Annotated in this window: 17 protein-coding genes; 14 read left to right on the plus strand and 3 right to left on the minus strand. The window is 61.7% G+C overall.

Annotation, left to right across the window (positions count from 1 at the left end; translation table 11 throughout):
• Window positions 1–247: 247 nt before the first annotated feature.
• Window positions 248–1,996 (plus strand): recombinase family protein, encoded by a 1,749-nt coding sequence (locus ACTTAI_RS14555; RefSeq protein ID WP_444452245.1) that lies wholly within the window; start codon window positions 248–250, stop codon window positions 1,994–1,996.
• A 213-nt stretch (window positions 1,997–2,209) separates the two neighbouring features.
• Here ACTTAI_RS14555 and ACTTAI_RS14560 read toward each other — a convergent pair whose 3' ends face one another.
• Entirely contained in the window at window positions 2,210–3,550 is a 1,341-nt protein-coding gene (locus ACTTAI_RS14560) for a hypothetical protein (RefSeq protein WP_444452246.1), read from the minus strand.
• A 362-nt stretch (window positions 3,551–3,912) separates the two neighbouring features.
• Between ACTTAI_RS14560 and ACTTAI_RS14565 the strand changes: the two genes are divergently transcribed.
• Window positions 3,913–4,512 carry a hypothetical protein gene (locus tag ACTTAI_RS14565; RefSeq protein ID WP_444452247.1) on the plus strand — a complete coding sequence of 200 codons (600 nt, stop codon included), beginning with the start codon at window positions 3,913–3,915 and terminating at the stop codon, window positions 4,510–4,512.
• A 22-nt stretch (window positions 4,513–4,534) separates the two neighbouring features.
• Here ACTTAI_RS14565 and ACTTAI_RS14570 read toward each other — a convergent pair whose 3' ends face one another.
• Window positions 4,535–5,800: a tyrosine-type recombinase/integrase gene (locus ACTTAI_RS14570; RefSeq protein ID WP_444452248.1), complete on the minus strand. Its 1,266-nt coding sequence runs from the start codon at window positions 5,798–5,800 to the stop codon at window positions 4,535–4,537.
• Window positions 5,801–6,373: 573 nt separating this feature from the next.
• Between ACTTAI_RS14570 and ACTTAI_RS14575 the strand changes: the two genes are divergently transcribed.
• From ACTTAI_RS14575 to ACTTAI_RS14630, 12 genes are all read left to right on the plus strand, one after another.
• Window positions 6,374–6,631: a helix-turn-helix transcriptional regulator gene (locus tag ACTTAI_RS14575; protein WP_444452249.1), complete on the plus strand. Its 258-nt coding sequence runs from the start codon at window positions 6,374–6,376 to the stop codon at window positions 6,629–6,631.
• Window positions 6,631–6,870, plus strand: a complete 240-nt coding sequence (locus tag ACTTAI_RS14580) for a hypothetical protein (protein ID WP_444452250.1) — start codon at window positions 6,631–6,633, stop codon at window positions 6,868–6,870. Before ACTTAI_RS14575 ends, ACTTAI_RS14580 begins: the two co-directional genes overlap by 1 nt.
• Complete coding sequence (locus tag ACTTAI_RS14585) at window positions 6,867–7,262, plus strand: VRR-NUC domain-containing protein (RefSeq protein ID WP_444452251.1); 396 nt, start codon at window positions 6,867–6,869, stop codon at window positions 7,260–7,262. Before ACTTAI_RS14580 ends, ACTTAI_RS14585 begins: the two co-directional genes overlap by 4 nt.
• Window positions 7,259–8,266 carry a helix-turn-helix domain-containing protein gene (locus ACTTAI_RS14590; RefSeq protein ID WP_444452252.1) on the plus strand — a complete coding sequence of 336 codons (1,008 nt, stop codon included), beginning with the start codon at window positions 7,259–7,261 and terminating at the stop codon, window positions 8,264–8,266. The genes ACTTAI_RS14585 and ACTTAI_RS14590 overlap by 4 nt, the downstream gene beginning before the upstream one ends.
• Entirely contained in the window at window positions 8,263–8,964 is a 702-nt protein-coding gene (locus ACTTAI_RS14595) for a hypothetical protein (RefSeq protein WP_444452253.1), read from the plus strand. The genes ACTTAI_RS14590 and ACTTAI_RS14595 overlap by 4 nt, the downstream gene beginning before the upstream one ends.
• A gap of 142 nt (window positions 8,965–9,106) precedes the next feature.
• Entirely contained in the window at window positions 9,107–10,138 is a 1,032-nt protein-coding gene (locus ACTTAI_RS14600) for a DNA-methyltransferase (RefSeq protein ID WP_444452254.1), read from the plus strand.
• An 8-nt stretch (window positions 10,139–10,146) separates the two neighbouring features.
• Window positions 10,147–10,611, plus strand: a complete 465-nt coding sequence (locus ACTTAI_RS14605) for a restriction endonuclease (RefSeq protein ID WP_444452255.1) — start codon at window positions 10,147–10,149, stop codon at window positions 10,609–10,611.
• Between the two features lie 14 nt (window positions 10,612–10,625).
• Window positions 10,626–11,957, plus strand: a complete 1,332-nt coding sequence (locus ACTTAI_RS14610; protein ID WP_444452256.1) for a hypothetical protein — start codon at window positions 10,626–10,628, stop codon at window positions 11,955–11,957.
• 6 nt (window positions 11,958–11,963) lie between these two features.
• Window positions 11,964–13,874: an SNF2-related protein gene (locus tag ACTTAI_RS14615; RefSeq protein ID WP_444452257.1), complete on the plus strand. Its 1,911-nt coding sequence runs from the start codon at window positions 11,964–11,966 to the stop codon at window positions 13,872–13,874.
• The gene (locus ACTTAI_RS14620) at window positions 13,871–14,707 is read left to right on the plus strand and encodes a DUF3883 domain-containing protein (protein ID WP_444452258.1); all 837 of its coding nucleotides are present in this window, start codon (window positions 13,871–13,873) and stop codon (window positions 14,705–14,707) included. Before ACTTAI_RS14615 ends, ACTTAI_RS14620 begins: the two co-directional genes overlap by 4 nt.
• 491 nt (window positions 14,708–15,198) lie before the next feature.
• Entirely contained in the window at window positions 15,199–16,461 is a 1,263-nt protein-coding gene (locus ACTTAI_RS14625; protein WP_444452259.1) for a site-specific DNA-methyltransferase, read from the plus strand.
• Window positions 16,458–17,807, plus strand: a complete 1,350-nt coding sequence (locus ACTTAI_RS14630; RefSeq protein WP_444452260.1) for a site-specific DNA-methyltransferase — start codon at window positions 16,458–16,460, stop codon at window positions 17,805–17,807. The genes ACTTAI_RS14625 and ACTTAI_RS14630 overlap by 4 nt, the downstream gene beginning before the upstream one ends.
• Here the strand turns inward: ACTTAI_RS14630 and ACTTAI_RS14635 are convergent.
• Window positions 17,804–18,100: a hypothetical protein gene (locus ACTTAI_RS14635; protein ID WP_444452261.1), complete on the minus strand. Its 297-nt coding sequence runs from the start codon at window positions 18,098–18,100 to the stop codon at window positions 17,804–17,806. The genes ACTTAI_RS14630 and ACTTAI_RS14635 overlap by 4 nt on opposite strands.
• Window positions 18,101–18,113: the final 13 nt, after the last annotated feature.

Raw genomic sequence — 18,113 nt, forward strand, 5'->3', positions numbered from 1 at the left:
GGAGATGCTGAGAGAACAGTATCTCCACTTCATCCGGATCTTGGCGCGGGAAGCCGCACGGTTGGACCATCAAAGCGCGATGACGGGCAACACATCCCACAGGGGCATTTCCACGAAGCTTGGGAGCCCGAAGCGGAGGCGGTAAGGACCGCGCTCTTCCCTGGCCGTATTTCTTTCTTGCGCGGGGGCCGCAGCCCGCGGATCATCGTGGCGTTCCTATGGGCGCCCTATTTTGGAGGAGACACCCATGACCCAGCCCCAGCGCGTTGCGCTCTATGCGCGGTTTTCAACGGACAAGCAGCGTGACGCCTCGATCGAGGACCAACTGGATTCGTGCCGCGAGCATGCGCTTCGGATGGGCTGGCAGATCGCTGGCGAATACAGCGACAAGGCGGTTTCCGGGGCGTCGATGTTCCGCACCGGCATCAAGGCGTTGCTGCGGGATGCAAAGGCAAGGAAGTTCGATATCGTTTTGTCGGAAGCGCTGGACCGACTGTCGCGCAAGCTGGCCGACATCGCAGGATTTCACGATGACCTCGAGTTCGGCAAGGTCGAACTTCACACCCTGACCGAGGGCAAGATCGACAAGATGCTGATCGGTATGAAGGGGACAATGAACGAGATCCAATTGCGCGACATCGCGCTGAAGACCCGCCGCGGCCAGAAGGGTCGGATCAAGGCGGGCAAGAACGCTGGCGGCAAGAGTTACGGCTACAAGGTGCTGCCCCCTGCAGAGGTGCTGGGGAAAGAGGAACGCGGCGATCTTGAGATCGATCCAATGGAAGCGGTGGTGGTGCGGCGGATCTTTGAGGATTACGCGATCAAAGGGCTCTCGCCGAAGAAGATCGCGGAGACCTTGAACCTAGAGGGGGTCCCTGCCCCGCGCGGCAAGTATTGGAGCGCCTCGACGCTGCACGGCAATCGGGAGCGCGGCACCGGGCTCCTGAACAACCCGCTCTATGCCGGGGTCAGGGTCTGGAACCGGCTCAATTACGCCAAGGATCCGGATACCGGCAAAAGAGTGTCGCGCCAGAACCCGGCAGAGATCGTCGAAAAGATCGACGTGCCGCACCTGCGGATCGTCGATGAGGCGCTTTGGGAAGCCGTCAGAACCCGTCAGGGGTCGCTGAAGTCGAAGGGAACCAATGTGCCGATCTATGATCGTCGTCGGCCGAAGTTTCTGCTTTCTTACCTGCTCAAATGCGGCTGCTGCGGCTCGGGATTTTCGAAGGTTGGTCAAGATGGGTTCGGCTGCACGTCGGCGCGCACGAAGGGCAAGGCAGTCTGCACGAACATGACGGTGATCAAGAAGGACGACATCGAGGGACGGGTTCTGCATGCGCTGGAGCATCATCTGATGGACGACGAGGCGGTGCGGGTCTTCTGCGAGGAATATGCGGCAGAACGGAACCGGCTGGAGAAGGCGGCGGACACCTTTCGGTCAACCAGAGAGGCGGAACTGCGCCAGGTGCAGCGCGACCACGACAAGCTGGTCGATGCTCTTCTGGAAGGCGTTCCTGCCGCACGGGTGAAGTCGAAGATGGATGCGCTTGCGGTGCGTCAGGCGGAGCTTGAGGCGTTGCTTGCGGCCTCCCCTGCCCCGTCGGTGGTGCGGTTTCACCCGTCGATGGCAGGGACGTATCGGAGGCGGATCCGGGAGCTGATCGCGGCGCTGACGGAGCCTGCGCATGCGAGCGAGGCGAAGGATGCGATCCGAGGCCTGATCGAGAAGATCGTGCTGCATCCTGTGCCGTCAGCGACGGCGAAGGGGGGCGTGGAACTTGTGGCAGATCTTCACGGGTCTCTGGCAGGGCTGTTGCGTCTGGCGACGGGTCAGCCCGTGCATGTGGTGACGCGCGTTGCCGCGGGAACTGGGGCCACGGAGATGCAACTTCTGTCGAACGGCGCGGCGGTGCGTTCGCAAGTTACTGATATTATGGAAGAATTAGTGTTGGTTGCGGGGGCAGGATTTGAACCTGCGGCCTTCAGGTTATGAGCCGAAATCGCAGCGATTCCAATAACTTAGAAAAACCAAGGCATTGCGCCGCAAGCGTTTGTTTTGGCGCAATTTTCATCTGCGCACACATCAACGTTCACACGGATTCACAAGCAAAAGCAGCGTCATGCGCGCAGTCGCAGGTTGATGTGGTGTTGACGTAGCCCACGCGCCTCTCCCGCAGATCATCATCGCAGACCGTCTTGTCGGCCTTCATTTCCGATGATCCTGGAGCCCGAGCTCAACCCACATCCAGCCAAAATCGTACTCGGCGATGGGCCCCTCGCCATGCCCGGCGCTGCGGTTTTCCAGCATCTTCAGCCAGTCGATCACCTTCTCGCGCCCAGCAGTCGTCCGGACAGCCTGACGTGGTGACTTTCCGCCCAGCGCCGGGATCGGCGCATCCAGCGTTTCGCGATAATGCTTGTCGAGATGATCCCGCATCAGTTGGCGCGCGATCTCTGGCGGGATTTCGTCGGCGGCTTCGCGTGGCCCGTCACGCCGTTGGTCGGCCCGCATCTGCTCCACCGTCCGGATCGTGGTCAACGGTGCCCTCAGCAGATCCCCGGCGGCCGCGCCGATCAACGTCTGGACCTTCGCCGCCCGCTCGGCCGAGTTGACGGTCACGAGCAGCGTCTTTCCCTTCAGTTCCACGGAGCCCAGAACCGTGGCCCCCTCCATCTGCGCGTCCAGCATGATGCCACCGCCTGCCTTGCCGCCGCGCCCCTTCCGCGCAGCCAGCCAGTTCCAGAACTTCGGTCCCTCAGGCATGAAGCCCTTCACCCGGTCAAGCCGCTCGGCCACCGCCTTCTGCGTGACGCCGCTGGCAAGCGGGTAGCGCAGGTCGTGGAACAGCACATCATCGCCGTCCGAATTGGTGAACTGCGGTTGCGCCGGGGTGAGGGCGCGGTCGATCTCGATGAATAGCCAGGCGGAGGTAAAGATGGGTGCGCAACCCAGAAGCTGGTCGCGGGTGAGCCGCAGCGCATCTCGCTTCTTCAGCTTCAAGGCATCCCGCAGCCCGGCAAACAGGAAATCCACCGCTTCGGTGCGGAAGGGCAGCAGCGCGCCGGAGATTACATGGTGATCGTGTTCGGGCACCACCCGCACAGCGATCCGGTCCCATTGTTTCAGCGTGCGCGTGGCGGATTTCTCGCGCACCGTGACCGGTGCGGCATCCGACAACATATCACGCAGCACCATCGATATGCCCGGCTGGACATCGCTGACCTCGTACAGGCTGACCGGCGCATCCCGCAGCGCGCTGAAGTAGGCCCGGTTCAAGGCCGTTTCCTTCCAACCGCGCCGCTTCAGATAGAGATCGACGATGTTGCCGTCCTCATAGTGCTGGCCAAGGAAATCCTCGAACCCGCACCCCCAGAGGACGCCCGACCACTGGTCGCCCAGCAGATCAGCCAAGCTGTCCTGGTCGATCTCGAATTCCTCCAGCGCGGGCATCAGGTGTTCGGCGACCACATCCTGCAGCCGGTCGCGCCAGCCCCCTTCCCGGCTGACGAAGGCCAGAAGGCCGGAAATATCGTTGCGTTCGGCCATTGCCCTTCACTCACCTGATCGCCCGGAACTAAGCCGCGGGACTCTGCCTAAGACGGGAATCCCGCAGCTTGGCATCCATGTCTAGGAAATACGCCGCTGGAGCGCCACACGGTAACTATCCACAGCTTCCTTTGTGCCCCCCTCTTGCGCCGAATCGGAAGTCCATGCAGCTTGCCTGTCCGAGGTGAGCAGCCCTCAGCCAAAAGCAAAAGAAACCATCGATACGGCATTCATGACACACCACCCAGCAGGGGCACGATCGGCTTGATTCCGCCGTATTGGTGACCCTCTCGCCCAGAACGAAGGTTGCCAGACGGTTTGGAGCTGATCCCCTCCCTTGATCTGATCGAGGATGGTGCATCATGGCCTTGCCGCCGCGTGTCTATTTTACCCTGCACGAAGTTTCAGCCCGCTGGGGCTGCAACATCGCGGACATTGCAGGCTGGTCAGACGCAGGCCGGTTCCGGATTCTGACAGGCATCTTCCCGGTGCGCTGCGGTCAGGACATCATCGCGGGCAAGGTCGCGCTGTCGCCCATGGACCTGCTCCCCTTGTTCCGCCGTTGCGGGACCGGGCCGACAGAGGGCATTGTCCGGCGCATTCTGCCCCTCGAAAAGAGCGATTGGCTGCTGATCACCGATCCCGCCGGTGGTATCCCGGTCGCGATTGCCGACATGATGATCCTCGCCGAGGAGGTGCACGCCTTCGAGGAAGAAAACGACATGGTGCGGCGCGTCGCAACAACTGCGGGCGCCTCGACCAATTACGACTGGGAGGGCATGACCATCGCCCTGATCGTGCGCATCCATGATCGCGGCCTGCCTGCCACGCAAGCCGAGTTGGTCGCCGAGATGCAGGACTGGTTCGCGGATCGGTCGGACGGCAAGAAGATGCCCGATGAGCGCAGCATTCGTCGAAAGGTTACGCCGATCTGGCGGGCGCTGCGGCGGGAGGACGCCTGAACTCGTTGCGCACGGGGAGGTGTCAGGCCGATTTCCACTCGGCCTGGTCTTCGGCATCATGAACCAGCCGGGGCTTCGGCCGGAAGGCGCTGGCCACGGCATCGACCCCGGCGCGCAGCGGCGAATCCATCAGGTGGGCATAGCGCAGGGTCGTCTGCATCTGGCTGTGGCCCAAGAGCTTGCCGATCATTTCGAGCGAGGCGCCGCCGCTGACTAGGAGCGAGGCGAAGGTGTGGCGCAGGTCATGGATGCGGACATCCTGCAGCCCGCATTGCTTCTGCACCCGCGCCCAGAACCGGCGCACCTCCTGCACGGGCTGGCCCGGCGTGTCGCCCGGAAACAGCCACGGCGAGCCCTTCGGCACGAGCAGCAGCCGCTGGCGCACGATCGCAGCAGTCTCATCCGAAATCGGCACGCGGTGGGCACGGCGCTGTTTCGTCATGGTGGGCGGCTTAGACCAGCTCAGGTGTTCGAGGTTGAACTGTTCAAACCGGGCCTGACGCACCTCGCCCAGCCGAGCGCCCGTCAGCATGCACATCCGGATGACATCGGCCGCGCGCCGATCCTCGGCCGCATCCAGCGCCGCAGCGAGGCTCGCGATCTCTTCCTTCGACAGGAAGCGCTCGCGCGGGGTTTCGGTGCGGCGGTAGAAGCGCTGGGCAGGATTGTCCTCGCACCAGCCCCACTGGACCGCCAGCGTGAACATCTTGCGCAGCATCTCCCCGATCCGGTTGGCGCGCACCGGGGTGGGTTTGGCGCCCTGCAACTTGCGCGCACGGTTGTTGGGCTTTTCCTTGTGCGGCCGCGCTCGACCTTCGGCAATTTGCGCCAGCAGCTTGTCGACGTCGCTCGGCGTGATTTCAGTTACAAGCTTGCGCGCCCAGACCGGTGCCACCAACTTCGTCAGCGACGACCGCTGATCCGCCGCATTGTGCGCCGAGAGTTTCGGCAGATGCTCGGCGCAGTAGCGTTCGACCAGATCGGCCACGCGCGGGGCTTCGCGCTTTGCGACGCGCTGGCCCAAGGGATCGCCCCCGGCGTCGATTTCGCGCCGGAGCTCCTTGGCCCGTTCCCGGGCGGCGGCCACCGACCATTCCGGCCAGCGGCCAAAGGTCATACGCCGTTGCCGCCCGGCATGGCGGTAGTCGATGGTGAAGGCCCGCCCCCCACCACGGTAGATGCAGACGGCAAAACCGCGCAGGTCGGTGTCGAAAATCTGGTAATCGCGGCCGGGCGTGGGCTCGGCCTCGCGAAGGACTTTTTCCGTGAGCTTGATGCGTTGCGGCATGCGTCTCGTCCTGGTTGCCACCGACATGAGGCGTGGTTTCGCCTGAATTGCAAGCCAAGCATGCGGGCCGGAGCGGCGCATAGGCGCTGACCGGCGTAGAGATCGCCAGATGCGTGCCACTCCTTGTTTTGTTGGTGTTCCCGCATCGCGTCGTCGCCCAGCGCGCAGAACCTTAGGCGCCTGATGCTCCCGATTTCCACGGGAATGACCGAGGCGACCTGAAACAACGCCGGTTCCCACGGGCGCAATTCTGAAAATCCCCAAGGAAATCAGAGGGTGGCAAGGGGCTCATGCCGGGTGCCGCCCCCTCTTTGCCCATCAATGCCGGTAAATCACCTGTAAATCCGACTGTTCGCAGCCGAATGCAGTTTCGACACCGTTCGGCCCCTTGCACGTATCTTCGCCGCTCTCCGCCGCTTCTTCGGCAAAATCCCGTTTCAGCCAATAAAACAAGGGGTGGCACGCGTGCGGCGGTTTCAACGCCGGTCAGCGCCTATGCGCCACCCTTCCGGCTCTGCCCTGATGGTTCTCGCAACCGGCCCCCACCCCGGGAGCCAGAAATGGGAGAGCCCGATGTCGCACCTCGGATCAATGCCAGACCCGAAGGAAAAGCCCCGCACGCTGCTGGTTGGCTGGATCAGCCGTCTCGACCTCGCGCTGGAACTCGGCCTTTCGGTCGATACCCTGCGCCGCTGGGAGGCGATGCGCACGGGGCCGCCCTGTGTCCGCGCTGGGCGCAAAGTCTATTACCGCCGCGCCGCCGTCGAGGAATGGCTGGAGGAACAGGAACAGGCCGCCCCGCGCCGCCGTCGCAGCGGGGGGCGCCGGTGATGACAACCCTCCCCCGCAATGCCGCCTGGCCCGCCGATCGCGTGGCCGAGGCCCGCGCCGTCATCGCCGATGTCGCGCATCACAGCGACCAGCTGCTCCGCCTCGCCTGCACGGTCCTTGCCACCCATGGCGAGAGCGCCAACGAACGGGCCGACGCCCGGCGCCTCCAGCTGGTGATCGACGCGCGGCGCCCCATCGCCCGCGCCCAGCGCGAAGATCAAGGGAGGGCCGCGCAATGAAACGCCGTGGCACCCCCGAGGCCGATCTGCAGCGTGCCGTCGTGCAGGCGCTGCGCATCGCCCTGCCCCGCTCGGCCATCATCCACCACTGCGCCAACGAGGTGACGGAGGCCGGGCCGCGCGGTGCGAAGCGCCAGGCGATCCTCGTCGGCATGGGCGTTCATGCCGGGTTCGCCGATCTGATGGTCCTTTCCGGCGGCCGCATCCTGTTCCTTGAACTGAAGGCGCCGAAGGGGTGGCTTCGGCCGGAACAGGAGGCTTTCCGCGACGCGGTGCAGGAGCAGGGGTTCGGTTGGGCGCTGGTCCGCAGCCTCGACGACGCGCTGGGCGCTCTGGCCGATCATGGCTTCACCACACGCATCGCCCCTGCCCCACGGAGGCCCGCGCCATGAGCCACGAGGCCACCAACTGGGCCATCCAGCAGCGCGGGCTGAAGCCGACGACCAAGATCGTGCTCTGGCACCTCTGCGACCGGTTCAACCCCGACTACGGCTGCTTCCCCTCGCAGGACCGGCTGGCGCATGACTGCGAGATCAGCCGCTCGACGCTGAACGATCACCTTGGCCGCCTCGAAGCGGTGGGCCTGCTGCGGCGCGTGCCGCGGCTGGATCCAGTGACCAAGCGCCAGCTGCCCACCCGCTACATTCTGGGGTTCGAGCCGGGCTTCACACCCGTGGCTGTGGTGCCGTGTCCGGAAATCGGACACGGAGAGGATGAGGGCAAAGAAAGGCTCGACGAAGCCGAGGGTTATGACGCCGACGGCATGGCCGCTGACCTACCGTGTCTGGATTTCGGACACGGGATTGGCGCGGAAGCCGTGTTCGATTTTCCGGCCGAGCCGTGTCCGGAAAATCCCGAAAGCCGTGTCCGAAATCCGGACACTAACCCTGTAAGAGAACCTTTAAGAGAACCAGTAAAGGAGGAGGAGGGCGCGCAAGCGCGCGCGGCGATTTCCGATGAGGTTTTCGGGGATCTGCTCGACGCGCTGGGCCTCGATCTCGCCGCCCTGCCCGGCTGGTGGCAAGGCTGGCCGCCGCGGCTGCACGTCCAGCGCTGGCGCGACGAGCTCGGGCTGACCGAGGCTGAGATCATCGCCACGGCCGAAGCCTCCCGCCAGGAGCACCCCGAACCGCCCGATGGCCCGAAGGCGCTCGACCGGGCGATGCAGCGCGCAGCAGGGCGCAAGGCCGAGAATGTTGGTCGGCAGCGGGGCAAGCCCAAGGCGCCCCCTGCCCCGCCCGCACCCCCGATCACCGATCCGGCCGCCTTCTACGCCGATCTGATCAACTCCAACCGCTATCTGCCGATCAGCGCGATCAGCAACACCATGCGCGACGCCATGCTGGCCCGAGGCCTGGTAACGCCCGAACGCCTGCGCGAACGGGGCGTGCGATGACCCTGCATCGACCGGTAGGCCACACAGGCGGCAAACGCGCGAAACGCGCGCTGGGCGTGCAGGCAGCACTGGAATGGGCATTCAGGATCGAGAAGGCCCAGTTGGAGCTTCCCCTGCCCAAGGACGTCACCGAGGAGGGCTTTGGCTTCGGCCTCGAATATGTCCTCCTCCAACGCGCCGCGCTGGGCTGCAAGATCGACGGCGGCCAGCACAAGATCGGCGGCTACACCCACGAGGATGCCGAGGTGATCGCCGCCACCGTCGCCGGGATCCCCGATAACCTCGGCGGCAAACGCATGGCGATCCGCGTCGCCGAACTGGCCCGCGCCGGGCTGACTCCCGACTGGATGCCCGGCGCCGTGCCCCGCTGCGTGCCGGTTGAGGTCAGGCGCAACCAACATGGCGAGCGCGCGACGACCATCGTGGTGGGCACCGAACGTGTCCTGACCCGCGGCAAATGGCGCACGGTCGAGGTGCTGGCATGCCGCGTAACCTTCTCGCCCCATCCGCAGCAGATCGCTTCGGCGCGACAGGCTTATGAGGACTGGCGGCAGGCGCTGGGCTGGGTGCGCGAGGGGTTGATCGTTGGCGGAATGCTGCGGGAAGTCGAAGTGACGGCGGCGCTGCCGAGGGAGAGACCTTGGGGCGCTGAGATGCCACGAGCAAAGGCTTCGATTGCTGTTGCCAAAGGCCGTTGAGACGGTTGTCGAGGCAGAGATCAAAGGGCCCCTTGGTGCGCATGCCCGTAACCGCGGTATGCGGCCCCAGCAGCACCACGACTACTCCCGATACCGCCGGTCTTGTACCGGTTAGCTTCAGCTAATCCAGAGCAGCAAACGTATGGCAAGAGGCGAGGATGGTCGAACGACGCCAGATGAAGGATTGCGTTTCGCGCCAGATACCAGCTATCGTGAAGGTGCCGCCTCGGTTTTCGTCCTGCCGAACCATTCATACAGCGTAAAGAATCATCGGAACAAAGACATGCCCTCGAAGCAAGCCGTTGCCCTTGTGCACTCTGACCACAACGATAGTGCCAAGATTCACCGCTTGGAACGGGATGCGAAAGCCGAAATCGCTTGCGAGCACAATCTTAAGTTCATGCGTCGTCTGCCTGACGAGTCCATGAGCTTGATCGTGACGTCACCGCCTTACAACATTGGAAAGTCTTACGAAAAGCGCACCTCGCAAGAAAAATATGTTGAGGATCAGGCTGCGTGCATTGCCGAAGCAGTACGTTTGCTCGCGCCAAACGGATCCATCTGCTGGCAAGTTGGCAACCACGTTGACTCAGGCGAGATATTCCCGCTAGACATCCTGCTATACCCGCTCTTCAAGCACCATGGCCTGCAGCTTCGCAATCGGGTTGTATGGACATTTGGTCATGGGCTGCACTGTCAGAAGCGCTTTTCAGGTCGGCACGAAACAATTCTTTGGTTCACCAAATCTGAGGACTATACGTTCAATCTAGATCCCGTCCGCATCCCCTCCAAGTATCCAGATAAAAAGCACTTCAAAGGTCCGAACAAGGGCGAGCTTTCCAGTAATCCTCTTGGCAAGAACCCTTCCGATGTTTGGGATATTCCCAACGTCAAATCCAACCACGTTGAAAAAACCGATCATCCCTGCCAGTTCCCTATCGGCCTGGTGGAGAGATTGGTGCTGGCTTTAACAAACGAAGGAGAGAGCGTCCTCGATCCATATCTTGGCGTTGGCTCTTCCGCGATTGCTGCGTTGAAGCACGGAAGACATGCCTACGGATGCGACCTGGATAAAGCCTATGTCGACATTGCATGGGATCGCATTCACCAACTCCGTGCAGGTACGCTCCGAACCCGCCCGATGAACAAACCCGTCTATGACCCCAATGCTTAGTAGTATCCATGAAGCTCGCATATACCTACGAAGATCATCACAGCGCGGGTGCCGAATGGAATCGGCGTGACCTGAAAGAATGGCTCACGGACGTTTTTGAGGCACCCGCAGTCAGGATCGCGCCGCGATGCACGACCGAAATTCGAAAGCATGTCGAAACCGAGTTCCTGAAGGAGGGTTGGGCGCTCAACGTCAACCTCGACCAAGCGCATGGCCTCAGTGTCTTCGCCATGCAAGACGATCTCGCGTTCCAGCTTCAAACGGGCAACATGAGCCGTGCGCCCTACGATCTCCTGAAGCTCCAATACCTATTTCAAAGCCAGAAGATCGAAGCCGCAGGAATAGCCCTGCCGACAAGAGAAGCTGCAAAAATCATTGGCGATAATATCGCCAACGCCGAGCGCGTCATCAAAGAGCTTGAGCTCTTCGACCGTGTTATCACCGTGCCCATCCTAGTGGTAGCGTTTGAGTAAGAAGGGGGACGCCAGTGACGTACAATATCAATCTGACACCCCGAGCGGAGCGCGAGGCCATGATCGCCAAGCGACGAGAAGCCTCGGATGAATTCGGCGAAACCATCTATGATTTTCGCAGCGACAAGTTCACGCCTAAAGTCATTTCTTTGCCGATAGACGTCCCTGTCTATCGCATGGAAAACTGCCGCACGTTCAGCGCGCAGCAGACAGAGATCGCCCGTGAAGGCCTGGCCAAGGACTTCTTCGAGAAGGGCCAGGAGCTGACCACCGCCCAGCAGGCGCAGCATGAAATCCTCGCGCGGCTCGCCAAGCAGGGCACCGACTCTGTAACCCCGATAATCTCTGTTCTGGAAAAGGACGGTCAGCGCGAGACGATCCTCATCACCAGCACAGGTGTTGTCGTCAACGGCAACCGACGACTTGCTGCTATGCGCGAGCTTGTGACGCGCAAGGATGGATCAGTCGATGATCGCTTCACCAACATCAAGTGTGCCGTTCTACCGCCAGACGTTACGCGAGACGAAATCGACGATATCGAAGCCGATCTGCAAGCGCGACCTCAAACGAAGCTCGACTATGACTGGATCGGCGATGCAAGGCTGATCCGCCGCCAAGTCGGGAAAAACAGATCCACAAAGGAGGTCGCAGACCGCCTTCGCCGCAGCAAGACCGACATCGAAAACGTCCTGCAAGCGCTCGATGAGGCAGACTTGTACCTCAGCGAGTGGGTCAAGAAGCCTGGCGAGTACGACTTGCTTCAGGACGGGCAGCAGATATTTGGGGATCTACCGAAGGCTATCGCCAAGAAGGACGCGAACCTTCAGAACGCAAGCCGCGCAATTGCATGGTCTCTCTACGAGAACCGCGACAGGATAAGTGGGCGTGTCTACCGCTTTAATGCGGCGTTCGGCAAGCTGGCACCCCAGGTGCTGGAAATTCTCGCAGATCAACTTGAGCTGCCCGCCGACGATTATGACCATCAGGTCGATGATGACGAATTCGCCATCGACATCGACATTGACGACGATAGCAAAGACTACACGCCAATCATCGAGGCACTACGGGACGAAGACACCAAGGACGAAGCGATCACCACTTTGATCGAGGCCTGCGAGAACGCTATCGAGCTGGACAAAGGTCAGAAGAACGAAGAAGCGGCGCTTAAGGCGCTGGCGCAGGTCAACTCCAAGATCACGGGCATCGACATCAGTTCCGCAGGAACGCCGACTTTGCCAGCTATCCTCAAGCAGATTGGATCGATCCGCAAAGGACTCGACAAGATCGAGGCCGCGATCCAAGCGCGCCAGGACGGTGTTTCGGCTGATGATAACGGGGAGGAGTAAGCCTGCGTGAGTGACACCCCGACAGCTGTAACCGTTCGATATAATCTTGATCACACAGGCACTTTCACAGTGCCCCACGATGCCCTGGAGACCCCCATCTGGTCGCGCCTGAAACTGGCGATCCGTACGAAGAAACTCGATCACACCGTTGCAGGTGGGGCGATCAATCTATCTTGGCCAGACACGCTTGGCGTAGTGAGAGAGCTTGGCAGCAAGACCAGTCAGATAAGCCTGAATTTCCGCTTCCGACCCGAGGGTGAGGCAGAGAGAAAATTGCGTGCGTTCGCTGCGCAAATACGCAAGACACGCGAGCTGCGCAGCCAGATCACCGAAGTCCTAACCACGGATGAGATCAAAGCGCGGCTCAAAGACGTGGGCTTTACAAAGCGGGAGCTCCGCGACTTCCAGCTTCGAGACCTTTCTCACCTTCTCGCACTAAGCAACGGTGCAAACTTTTCCGTTCCTGGCGCTGGGAAGACCACGGTCACATTCGCGCTGCATATGCTAACGCGGCAATTTGGACATCACATCATCGTCGTCGCGCCGAAGGCGGCCTTCCAGGCGTGGATGGACATTGTTGACGAGTGCATGGTTGAAGATGCTCCAAACGGTGGCTCCGAACCATTCACGCTCTTGGTCGGCTCTGAAGATGAGACCCGCAAAGCGCTTCGGTCGGGGGCAACGCGGTTCATCATCTCTTATGACTTGGTGATCCGTCAGCAGGGTTTGCTGGCTTCGCACTTCGCCACCACGCCGACCCACCTTGTTCTTGATGAAGCGCACCGCATGAAGGCGGGTTGGCAGTCTCAGCGCGGTGCGTTCTTTCTCCGAACGGCAGATGACCCTGTACGGCGCGATATCCTTACAGGAACGCCAATGCCGCAGGCGGCATCCGATATGGAGTCGCAGCTCGATTTTCTGTGGCCTGGACACGGCTACGGTCTCGAACTCTCGCATGGAAAATCTCCGCGTGAAGTTCTCAGTAATCTCTATGTTCGCACGACCAAGACCGAGCTAGGCCTTCCGCCAGCCGAGCGGCATTTCATCGACGTCAGTATGGATTCGGGGCAGCTCGCCCTTTACTCCATCGTGCGCAATGAATTCCTGCGCAACTATTCGAAACAGATATCGCGCGGCATGGGTGACGCGCAATTCCTGAAAGCACGGCGGTCTGTTATGCGCCTGCTTCAGCTCTCCGTTAATCCAACCCTTGCGCTTAGCGCCATGGCGAATGATGACGTTAAAGTGGACTCCGCTATTGTCGAACAGGTACTCGATGAAGGCCACTCCGCGAAGATGCGGGCAGTCATGGATCACGCCTATGCCCTGGCGAAGGACGGCAAGAAGTGCGTGATCTGGACGATATTCACCGACACGATCCACAGCTTCGTCTCCGCGCTTGCAGACCTTAACCCCGTCTATATCCATGGCGGAGTTCCGTCAGGCCTGCCAAGCGATCCTGAAACCAGAGAGGGACGCATTCGGCGCTTCCATAAAGACCCAGGATGCTTCGTCCTCGTGGCAAATCCAGCCGCAGCGGGTGAGGGCATAAGCCTGCACACCGTCTGCCACAATGCTATCTACGCCGACCGCAGCTATGTCTCGACTCATTACCTTCAGTCCATCGACCGCATTCACCGCCTCGGTCTGGCTCCCGACGAAGAAACCCACATTCATATTTATCGCTCCAAAGCACCGCCCGTCATCGGCAGCATCGACATGTCGGTCAGTCGCCGCCTTGTTGAGAAAATCCGGAACATGCAGCAGCTCCTGGACGATCCAGATCTCCACGAGATTGCATTTGACGAAGAAGAGGCCGCAGATCCGCTCGACTACGATGTCGAGCTAAAGGACATCATCGATCTCATCGCAGAGATGGAGGGTACAGCACCGGGCGTTCCGCCGGAGGTCGAATGACCGCGGCGATTTCTACCGAACGTGTCTTCTCGCTGCCGTGCTTCGAAGGGCTTCGCCTATTTCGCAAGTATCGGGCAAGTCATCCAGAACTTCCGCTCACCGATCTGCTTGCGCTGATCGAAAGAGTTGAAGCAGACGCACACAGCCTGGATATGGAGGCATCTGTCTACCTTTCCGGGCTCGTCGAGAAGGACTGCCCGCTCGACGGCCATCTTTTCTACCAGACCTGCATTAGGGGTGTCTTGATAAAGCACCAACCGATTTGGGCAAAGCTCATGCGCCAAGGCCGTAAGCGCTTTGTCAAAAGGCTTGACCGCAACGATCAAGATATCTTCGCTGCCGCCGGTCTGATGGAGAACCCGACGCCACTCCATGTTGTTACTTGGTGGGACTCGGTTTCAGGCTACGCACGCCTCCTCACAGATCACGAAAAGATGGAGCAGGGACGCGCTGCAGAAATCCTTTCGCTGGAACATGAGCGCAAGCGCCTTAAAGACATCGGCATCAATCTGGAACCAGAATGGCCAGGTTTTGATGACAACTTTGCAGGTTACGATGTGCTTTCCTACGACAACAGCAAGGGTAACATTGCGAACAGGCTCATTGAAGTCAAGTCCACTACGATCTCTCCCATGCGCTTCATTGTGACTCGCAATGAGTGGAACAAGGCAGTTCAGGCTGCCGACGCTTACATTTTTCATATTTGGGATATGAATCACGCACCACCAGTGTTGCACACCCGCACAGTCGCGCAGGTTGCCCCTCACATCCCGACAGATAGCGGAAAGGGAACGTGGAAGAACGCAGAAGTTCCTGTCCTCAACCAAACATAAATCATCCAGCACAGATCGAATACGGAAAGCACGGCATACAGACACTCTGAAACACATCACTTCCCGACATGTATTCAGTCTGTATCGGGCACACATCCCCCTTCTATGGTTCCTCCCCAGCCTACATCGTATGCGGGGGGGCGCAGCGCGGCGGTTCGCCAGCGTGGGGCATTTCCACCGGGGAAACCAGGCGGAAGCCACCTCGCGATCTGACGCCGGAATTTGTGAGTCAGATCAGCGGTTTGCGAAATCACGATCTGGCCGGGGTGGATTCCCAGCGGGAAGCCAGGGAAGCCACCTCCGGGGAAGCCAGATGGCGGGAAGCCACCCCTGGAAGCCAATTCGTCAGAAGCTGTTGAACCCACTTTACTTTTTTAGTTGACAGACCTGCCCCCATTGACCTACCCCTTGATCATCGAAGAATTGCGCCCGGAGGAACCCCCTCGCGGGCGCTTTTCATTTCCCCTCCCGCAAATCCCGAGCCCCACCCCATGGACCTCGTCTTCGCGCCGAGCCAGATCGAAACCTGGCCGATCGCCCGGCTGCGCCCCTACGCCCGCAATGCCAAGATGCACGGCGACGACCAGGTGGCGAAGATCGCCGCCAGCATGGCCAAGTTCGGCTGGACCGTCCCCTGCATGGTCGCTGACGACGGCGAACTGATCGCGGGCCATGGCCGGGTTCTGGCCGCGACGATGCTCGGCCTGACCGAGGTGCCGGTGATCCGGCTCAGCCATCTCGATGAGGCCGAGCGCCGCGCCTACCGGATCGCCGACAACAAGCTGACCGAACTGGGCGAATGGGACGAGGCGCTGTTGCGCGACGAGATCGCGGGGCTCTTGGCCGAGGATTTCGACCTGACGCTCTTGGGCATCAGCGACGACGATCTGGATGCGCTCCTGCGGGATCCCGAGGCGCTGGGCGGGGATGGCCCGGTCGAAGGCGAGGACGAGGTTCCGGACCTGCCGGTCACGGCGACCTCAGTGCCGGGCGACCTATGGCAGCTGGGTGCGCACCGGCTGATCTGCGGCGACAGCACCGCTCCCGATGTGGTCGGGCGGCTCTTGGGCGATGTGCGTCCCCTGCTGATGGTGACCGACCCGCCCTATGGCGTGGAGTATGATCCCTCCTGGCGTAACGCCGCAGGCGCGGCCAAGACCAAGCGCACCGGCAAGGTGCTGAACGACGACCGCGCCGACTGGCGCGAGGCATGGGCGCTGTTCCCCGGCGACGTCGCCTATGTCTGGCACGGCGCCCTGCATGCCGCGACTGTGGCCGACAGCCTCGTGGCCGCGGGGTTCGCGATCCGGTCACAGATCATCTGGGCCAAGGACCGACTGGTGCTGAGCCGCGGCGACTATCACTGGCAGCATGAACCCTGCTGGTATGCGGTGCGCGCCAAGGGCAAAGGCCATTGGGCCGGGGACCGCAAGCAGACGACGCTGTGGCAGATCGCCAACCGGGATCAGGACGCCGACACCGTCCACGGCACGCAAAAGCCGGTCGAGTGCATGCGGCGGCCGATCCTGAACAACTCGAGCCCCGGCCAAGCTGTCTACGAGCCCTTCATGGGATCCGGCACCACGCTGATTGCGGCAGAAACCACGGGCCGGATCTGCTTCGGCGTGGAACTGAACCCGGCCTATATCGATGTCGCCATCGAACGCTGGCAGTCGTTCACGGGCCAGGAGGCGGTGCTGACGGAAACCGGCGAAACCTTTGCCGCCCTCAAGGCACGGCGGCTCGCGGCGTGAACGCGCCCCTCCTGCCCGGCCAGATCGAGCACTGGCCCCTTGCACGCCTGAGTCCCTATGCCCGGAACGCCAAGACCCATGACGCCGACCAGGTGGCGAAGATCGCCGCGAGCATGGCCGAATTCGGCTGGACCGTTCCCTGCCTTGTCGCCGCAGACGGCGAGTTGATCGCGGGCCATGGGCGCATCCTGGCCGCAGCCCAGCTGGGGCTGGCCGAGGCGCCGGTGATCGTGCTGTGTCACTTGACCGAGGCCCAGCGCCGCGCCTACCGGATCGCCGACAACAAGCTGACCGAACTGGGCGGGTGGGACGAGGCCCTTCTGCTCGAGGAACTGCGGGGCCTGATGGCCGAGGATTTCGACCTCGGGCTGATCGGGATCCCCGAAGATGAACTGGATGCGCTCCTGCACGATGCCGACGATCGCGCGCCCATCGACAATGACACGGCCGATACCATCCCGGAGGCCCCGACCGACCCGATCACCCGGCCGGGAGACATCTGGCGGCTCGGGCATCACCGGCTGATTTGCGGCGATGCCACCGACCCGGCCGTGGTGGCGCGGCTGATGGGCGGGGCGCAGGCGTCGCTGTTGTTCACCTCCCCGCCCTACGCCCAGCAGCGCGACTATGGCGCGGCGAAGGAAAAGGTCGGCGATTGGGACGCGCTGATGCAGGGCGTCTTCGCCGCGGCGCCCGTCACCGCCGATGCTCAGCTGCTGGTGAACCTCGGCCTCGTGCATCGCGATGGCGAGTGGATCCCGTATTGGGAAGGCTGGGTCGACTGGATGCGCGCGCAGGGCTGGCGGCGCTTCGGCTGGTATGTCTGGGACCAGGGGCCGGGCCTGCCCGGCGACTGGAACGGACGTCTCGCCCCGTCGCACGAGTTCATCTTCCACTTCAACCGCCACCCGCGAAAGCCGAACAAAACGGTCGAAAGCAAACATGCGGGCGAAACCCTCGGCGGCGGGGGCTTGCGCGGGACCGACGGCACGGTCCATCGCAAGACCGGCTCCGGAAACGCGATCCAGAGCCACCGCATCCCCGACAGCGTCTTCCGCATCATGCGCCACAAGGGCGGGCTGGGCGCCGCCGGATCGCACCCGGCCGTGTTCCCGGTGGCGCTGGTCGAGGCGGCGCTGGAGGCATTCACCGATCCCAGCGACCTCGTGTTCGAACCCTTCTCCGGCTCCGGCACCCAGCTGATCGCAGCCGAACGCACCGAGCGTCGCTGCTTCGCGGTGGAACTGGACCCGGCCTATTGCGATGTTGCGGTGCGGCGGTGGGAGATGGCGACGGGGCGAAAGGCCATACGAGTTAACTTGAAAAATGGCTATTTCTGTGTTTAGCCCGCAGTCATTGATTGTTCGGCCGATACGTCCGGTTCATCTCCTATGATGTCCAAGCACATGCGGCAAAAGTCTTTGTCGTACCCACGGTTACCTTTTAGAATTGAAATCGCAATACGCCTTTGAGCACGAAGCAGGGCAATCATCTCGCGCGAATTTGCTTCAAGGTGCCCATTCGGAGTATCAGAAAGGCGGTTTGCGTTGTATGCATCGTGGGCGACATTCAAATGCATAAATGTCAGGTAGCGCAGTTGAAACTCCCCTTCGCTGCCCTGCCAGTCCTCAAAGGCCATTGCAGCTTGTCTA

The organism is Rhodobacter capsulatus, from assembly GCF_052363175.1.
GTDB lineage: Bacteria > Pseudomonadota > Alphaproteobacteria > Rhodobacterales > Rhodobacteraceae > Rhodobacter > Rhodobacter capsulatus_D.